The sequence below is a fragment of the Kribbella sp. genome (assembly GCF_035687465.1).
In the GTDB taxonomy this organism is placed as follows: Bacteria; Actinomycetota; Actinomycetes; order Propionibacteriales; family Kribbellaceae; genus Kribbella.
Window position 1 is genome coordinate 1 of record NZ_DASRXP010000370.1, and the last position, 6,626, is coordinate 6,626.

Sequence of the window (6,626 nt, forward strand, 5' to 3'; positions counted from 1 at the left end):
CGGGTCCCTCGACCTCGCGAGGTCGGGTGTGGTGGGACCAGGCACCGGCGGACCGGGCACGGCCGGCGGCTTGGTGTTCGGGGTGTCGAGATAGGCCTCGTTGAACCGCGCGAACCGGATCGACTCGTACGGCGCGAAGCCGCCGGCCTCGTACGCCAGGCCGACCAACCCATCGGCGATCTCGGTCATGTCCGAGTAGGCGGCCGGACCCCAGCTGATCACCTTTCCCTGCTGCCAGGTCTCCCAGCGCTTGGACTCGTCGAAGGAGGAACGCACCGTCATCGCCTCCCGGGCGGCCGGGTTGGCCGGTGCTGAGAACAGGATGCGGTTTCTGGCATCGCCCTGACTCTTGGCGTTCAGTCGCAGCAGAGACCCCTGGATCTCCGGGGTGGGCAGCTCGTCCTCGGCGGCGAACGGCCGGTCGAAGCTCTCTCCACCGTCACTGCTGTAGGCGTAGCCCCGATGGCCCGGGAAGTCATGCGCCGCGGCTGACGATCGGGTCGACACGTACAGCCTGCCGTCCTCGAGCTCGACCACGGTGGTCTCGCCGGCGCGGTCGATCTCCTGCTTGTCGACGGCGCCCAGGTTCCAGCTCAGTCCGCCGTCGTCGCTGTACACCAGGGCGGCACCGCGGTCGCTCTCGCTCGGCGGACTGAAGTAGGTGGCGGCTACCAGCCGCCCCGCGTGCGGGCCGTGCTCGAGTTGGATGCCGTGCACCGGGCCGGTGGCGTACCAGTACTTCCAGTCCGGCTCGGTGATCTGCGCCGAGATGTCCTTGGGCTCCGTCCAGGTCAGCCCGTTGTCCTCGCTGGTCTGCAGATACGGGGTGCGCGGAGTCCAATTGTTGCCCGGACTCCTCATCGAGAGGAGAGCGATGCGGCCGGTGACTTTGTCGACGATCGGGGTGGGGTTCCCGCGAGTCTCGCCGTCGCCCTTGATCAGCACCTGCAGTGGCAGCCAACTCTTCCCGCCGTCGGTGGACCGGGTCAGCAGCAAGTCGATGTTGCCGGCATCGGCACAATTGTTGATCCGTCCCTCGACGAACAGCAGCAACGTCCCATCAACCGCCTTCACCAGCGTCGGGATCCGGAAGCAGCTGTACCCCAACGTCCCCTGCCGCAGGATCACGTCTTCCTGGAAGAACGAGGTCGAAGCCTGATCCGCGCTGGGCTGGGCAGCTTCGGCCAAAGGCATCACCCCCACACACAGGGCGGCGACAAGGGCCGCGACACCGGCTCGCCGACGTGATCCGTTCCGTGAGAAGACCCTGATCATCCGAACTCCTCAGCGAGGCGCAGTGTGGATTCGTGCGCGACTTTGTGTGGATTGGCTCGACCCAGGGTTGGACATAGGACGTGGGATGTCAAGAGATCGGAGGCCCTCAACACCCTGACGGCGCAGGTTCTAGGGGTGTTCCTGCCAGGAGCGTTCGGCGAAGCTGAACAGGCGTTGCGGGGTCATTCGCAGCCAGGCCGTTGCCCAGTCCAGGGTGCCGCCGGCATTGCGGAGCTCGGTGACTTTCTGGACTTCTGCCGGGGCCGTCGTCAGCACCTCGGCCGGGCCTTCGGTGAGTACTGCGGCGTGGTTGTCGTGCTCGCCCTCGAGGACGGACAGCGCGAGCCACGGGTGGGCCTGGACGTTGCGGAGTCTGACCGCTCCGCCGACTGTGGGAAGCCAGAATGCCTCCGCGTAGACGGAGAACAGCGTCGGTGCGGCGTGCGCACGGCCGTCGGGCCGGGTGGAGGACGCGAGCGCATAGGTCCGGCGCCCCAGGTACTCCGCCAACTGAATTCCGGTCAGCCGTCGTTCCGGCGGGTAGGCCGTGCGCGTCGCCTGCCCAGCCTGCCCGAAGGACGCTTCCTGCAGCCGGCCGAGCCAAGTCGCCACGCTCGGATCGTCATCCACCCGTTGGATCCTAGCGGGCGCCTGCCGACGACGCGATAGTCCTGCTGGGAGGCGCCCGGAGTACCAGACGCCTCCCAGGAATCGGTTAGCCCTTGGGCTTGGAGAGCGCCCAGGCTGAGACGTTGAGGGTGTCCTCGATGCCGGTGAATCCCTCGTTCGGGTTGTAGACGTCCTCGCCGAAGTCGACGTCGACGTCGTCGGCGGTGCCGCCGATGTTGTCCGGGCCAACGCCGAACAGCAGTTGCGGGTTACCACCCTGGTCCATCAGGTTGTCGATGGTGTTGAACTGGTCGACGTGGTAGCTGCCGATCATGTGGCCGACCTCGTGCGACACCACGTTGCCGACGACCTGCGACACGAACCCGATCCGGTTGCTCTGCGGCGTCAGGTAGGTGTTGATCGACGAGGCGCCTGTCGGGTCGCTCAAGACGTCGAGGAGCACCACAGCGCTGTCCTCGTGCCCGTAGTTGCCGGGATCGATGTACTGCGCGACGCCGATCGTGGCGATGCCGGATTCGTCGATGGTGCCGCCGACGATGACGCGCGAGACGTTCTCCTGGCCGAACGGGTCGGCGTTGTCACGGCTGTTGAGGATCCGCACTGCCACGTTCGGGTTCAGGCCCTTGGCGATCAGGTCCTTCTTGAGGTTCTCGGTCACGACGTTCGTGATCTGGTTGATCAGCTGGTTCTCCGCGCTGCGCGGCAGCCCCCAGCGGGCGATGAAGGCCGAGAACGGCGACAGTTGCCGCACTCCTGGGCCACCCCAGATCGCGGTGTTCACCCGCGCACCGTCGAAGTCCAGGAAAACGGTCTGCTGCTTCTTGTCGGTTTCAGTGCCTGACCGGTACACCTCGACCGTTGCGTCGTAGTCGCCGATACCGCTCTCCACCGACAGGGCGTACCAGCCGGGCTCCTCTGCGACGTACGCGACGACCGCGTTGCCGCCTGCGGGCAGCGGCGAGGTCACCGGGTACAGCGAGGACGCGTCCTGCTCCGAGCCGTGCGCCTGGACGCCGTCGGGGCGCCAGACCCGCAGTCGGGTGGCCGCACCGGTCACGCTGCCGCCGAGGACGTCGCCCTTGCGCAGCTTGAACGCGTAGTAGTCCTTGTCGACGATCGACGAGTTGATCGCGACCTCGTAGGGACCGGTCTGCGCGCCACCTGCACCACTGCCGGAGTCGTTCGGGTCGGCCGGCAAGGGGTCGAGCGCGAAGCCGCCGATCAGCACGTAGTAGGTCCCGTCGGCCGGTACGTCGTACCCGACCCGGCTCGCGACGTTGCCCGGGAACGAGATGTCGTCGTTGAAGGCGACCAGTACGCCGGCGGAGTTGTACACGGCTGCGACGGTGTCCGTGCTGGTGCCGTCGGTGCTGCCCACGATCGAGTCGCCGGCGCGGCTGTTGAGCTTGTAGACGTCGAAATCGTTGGACCCGTCGCCCGCGGGTGCCGGCCCGTGCCGGCCGTCGCCAAGCGTGCCAGTGGTCTCTACGGCCTGCCGGCTGCCCGTCCCGATACCGGTGTCGGTTGCCAGCGGCAACGACCCGTTGTCCTCGGTGCCGACCGGGATCACGACCGCGCTCGGTGTCAGATCCGGCAGGGTGCCGAGGATCCGCAGCCGCGGGTTCTCCTTGTTCGCAGTACCGAAGCCGTTGATCCTCTCGGCCGCGGCGAGTGAGTCGTTGGTACCGCCGAGAGTGGCAGGCTCGAGTTCGTCGTGCAGCAGCGGGGACGGCAGCGCGCGTGCCGCGGCTTTGTTGTCGGCGGCTGCCTTTTGCTGAGCAGTGATCTCCGCGGCACGGAGCTTGCCCTTCGCCGCGAGCCGGCTGTGCCAGTACGCCCAGTCGACCGTGGTCGCGTCGGGTGTGTTGGCAAGCATCGGGTTCGGAGCGGCGTACGTCTTGCCGTTGACGGCGGACGTCGGAGCTTTCGTGCTCTTGGGCGCGAGTTGTACGCCGGCCTGCATCAACTGCTTCTCGCGCGGACTGGGTTGGTCGTTGAAACGGACTGCAGCAGTGCTCTGCGCCGATGCGGCGCCGAGCAGGGCGATCGATGCGACGCCCACCAGGGCGCGCCTGAACTGCGGTTTCATGAGGATCCTCCCTATGCCCTCGACCTCGGCCCGACTACGGCCTCAGGTCGCTCCCCCGAGCAATGACACCGACACTAGACGCGCTGCGACCTCATCTGAAGAGGCCAGGAATGCCTACCACTACTGAGCGGGCGAGGGCCATGGAGTGGCCACGTCGATCTCGTCGGGTTCGATGCCCAGCGCTCCCGAGCATGGCCGATGCCGACCTGCAGACCATGCGCGCCGGATCAGTTGTTTTCCCGGATTCGCAGCCCGCGTGTGGTCGAGACAGTCGAGGTGTCCAAGCGCCAAGGCTGGGGAACTGAGATGGACTCTCCGGCTCACGACGCGACCCGCGCCGGGCCCGAACCGGTGCCGACTCCGACAGGGCGCAATCACCACTGGCCGAGCTCGCGGCCTCGATCGCCGCCCAGCCGCACCTGTGGGAGGACAAGGTCGCCTACAACGACGACGAACGCGTCTTCGCCTCCCTGCACCGCGACAGCAATATCGACATCTGGCTGCTCTGCAGGACCCCGGCCAACGACACCGGCTGGCACGACCACGACATCTCCTCCGGCGCGTCTCCGTCTCGTACGCCGACGAGCTCCGCCCGCTCGACTGATGTCGAACCCTGAACCACCTGATCGAAGTACCGGCGTACGCTGGCGACTGACCGTTGAGGAGCTGCAATGACGTCGAGCCCAAGACCTGAGCACCTCACCAGCCACCATCGCGAGACCCTTCGCCGGATTTTCCAGCACCCCGTGAGCCACAACATCGAGTGGCACGATGTGGTGTCGTTGCTGGAGGCCGTGGGCACCGTGACGCGCCGCCACGACGGCAAGGTCGAGGTCACGGTCGGCTCTGAGACCGGGTTCTTCGACCTTCCCGCACACAAGGACACGGAGATCGAGGCGGTGGTCGGGCTGCGCCGCTTGCTGGCGGCCGCCGGCTACTCAGAAGGCGCCGCGCCGAGCTGATTCTGGCGTCACTTGCCTCGCCAACAGCTGCCTCGGACTGTTCCGTCCGACGGGTTTTGGTGGCCTACGCTGCTCATATCGGCGAGATTTGCCAGTTGAGCGGCAGGACATCGATTATGAGCGTCTCCAGGGGTGGTCCCGGAACGGGGCTTTTAGACCGGCGGGTCGAGCGCGGGGCAGTGGATCGGGTGCTCGACCGGGCGCGGGCGGGCAACAGTGGTGTGCTGGTCGTGCGCGGCGAGCCCGGGATCGGTAAGACGGTCGTGCTGGATTATGCGGTCAGCAGGGCGTCGGCATCGGACCTGCGGGTGGTCCGGACGTGGGGCGTCGAGTCGGAGCTGGAGCTCGCGTACTCCGCGCTGCACCAGTTGTGCGTGCCGATGCTCGGCCGCCGGATGGAACAGCTGCCGAGGCCACAGCGTGACGCGTTGGCGGTCGCGTTCGGGTTGCGGGAAGGGCCGGTGCCGGATCGTTTCCTGGTCGGCCTGGCCGTGTTGAGCCTGCTGGCCGCGACGGCGGAGGATCAGCCGCTGGCGTGCGTGGTGGATGACGCGCAGTGGCTCGACCGGGCCTCGGCGCAGTGTCTGGTGTTTGCCGCGCGGCGATTGCTGGCCGAGCCGATCGCGCTGATAATCGCCGTACGCGGGCCTGGTGGTGACCATGAACTGGCCGGCTTCCCCGGACTGACCGTGAACGGGCTCGGTAGTGCCGACGCGGGAACGCTGCTGGCGTCGGCGGTCGGCGGGCGGCTGGACGCGGAGGTGCGGGACCGGATCGTCGCGGAGACCCGCGGCAACCCGCTCGCCTTGCTGCAGCTGCCCCGCGGGCTGGGACCTGCTCAGCTGGCCGGCGGCTTCTGGCTTCCCGACTCGCGGCCCCTGACCAGCCGGATCGAGGACAGCTTTCACCGGCAGTTCGAGTCGCTGCCACTCGAGACACAGCGCTTGCTGCTGACTGCTGCGGCCGATCCGACCGGCTCCATGACCTTGTTGTGGCGCGCCAGCGAGTTGCAGGGGATCCCAGCCGACGCCGCCGCGCCTGCTCAGGCCGCAGGACTGATCGGGCTCGGCGCCCGGGTTCATTTCGCCCACCCCCTGGTCCGCTCTGCGGTCTACCAGGCGGCCTCGGCTGGTGACCGGCGGGAGGCGCATCGCGTGTTGGCCGAGGCCACCGATCCTGAGGCTGATCCTGACCGGCGGGCCTGGCATCGCTCCCACGCCGCGGTGGGGGCGGACGCGGAGGTTGCAGACGAGCTGGAACGCTCGGCGGGCCGTGCACAGGCGCGGGGTGGACTGGCGGCGGCGGCCGCATTCTTCGAGCGCGCCGCGGTGCTGACACCGGCCCTGGCGCAGCGGGGCGAACGGACCCTGGCAGCGGCTCAAGCGAAGGTCCAGGCCGGCGCGTTCGAGGCGGCGGGGCAGCTGCTGGGCATGGCCGAGGCCGCACCGCTCGACGAACTCCAGCGTGCTCGCGTCGAGCTCCTGCGTGCTCAGCTCGCATTTGCAGCAAACCGGGGCAACGATGCCCCGCAACTGCTGATGAGGGCCGCCAAACGGCTCGAGCCCATCGATGCCGGTCTTGCGCGCGAGACCTACCTGGACGCGCTGAATGCCGCGCTGTTCGCCGGCCGCTTGGCAAGGCCGGGCGGAACGCCGCAGGAGGTGGCAGCG

Annotated in this window: 5 protein-coding genes; 2 read left to right on the plus strand and 3 right to left on the minus strand. The window is 68.0% G+C overall.

Annotated features, from left to right (window positions below):
- From VFG33_RS19380 to VFG33_RS19390, 3 genes are all read right to left on the minus strand, one after another.
- Nucleotides 1–1,275, minus strand: a 1,275-nt coding sequence (locus tag VFG33_RS19380; protein ID WP_325054313.1) for a sialidase family protein, incomplete at its 3' end; no start/stop codon positions are given.
- Nucleotides 1,276–1,404: 129 nt separating this feature from the next.
- Nucleotides 1,405–1,905, minus strand: coding sequence for a pyridoxamine 5'-phosphate oxidase family protein (locus tag VFG33_RS19385; protein ID WP_325054314.1), 501 nt, complete (start codon nucleotides 1,903–1,905; stop codon nucleotides 1,405–1,407).
- An 85-nt stretch (nucleotides 1,906–1,990) separates the two neighbouring features.
- On the minus strand, nucleotides 1,991–3,994 hold the full coding sequence (locus tag VFG33_RS19390; RefSeq protein WP_325054315.1) for a PPC domain-containing protein: 2,004 nt from the start codon (nucleotides 3,992–3,994) through the stop codon (nucleotides 1,991–1,993).
- A gap of 671 nt (nucleotides 3,995–4,665) precedes the next feature.
- On the opposite strand from VFG33_RS19390, the gene VFG33_RS19395 reads away from it, so the two are divergent.
- The gene (locus tag VFG33_RS19395; protein WP_325054316.1) at nucleotides 4,666–4,956 is read left to right on the plus strand and encodes a hypothetical protein; all 291 of its coding nucleotides are present in this window, start codon (nucleotides 4,666–4,668) and stop codon (nucleotides 4,954–4,956) included.
- A 116-nt stretch (nucleotides 4,957–5,072) separates the two neighbouring features.
- Nucleotides 5,073–6,626 (plus strand): AAA family ATPase (locus VFG33_RS19400; RefSeq protein ID WP_325054317.1); only part of this gene is annotated, 1,554 nt, incomplete at its 3' end.

Bases quoted from the DNA above. Each gene is read 5' to 3' on its own strand.
- VFG33_RS19390 (WP_325054315.1), bottom strand. From the start codon at position 3,994: ATGAAACCGCAGTTCAGGCGCGCCCTGGTGGGCGTCGCATCGATCGCC.
- VFG33_RS19395 (WP_325054316.1), top strand. From the start codon at position 4,666: ATGACGTCGAGCCCAAGACCTGAGCACCTCACCAGCCACCATCGCGAG.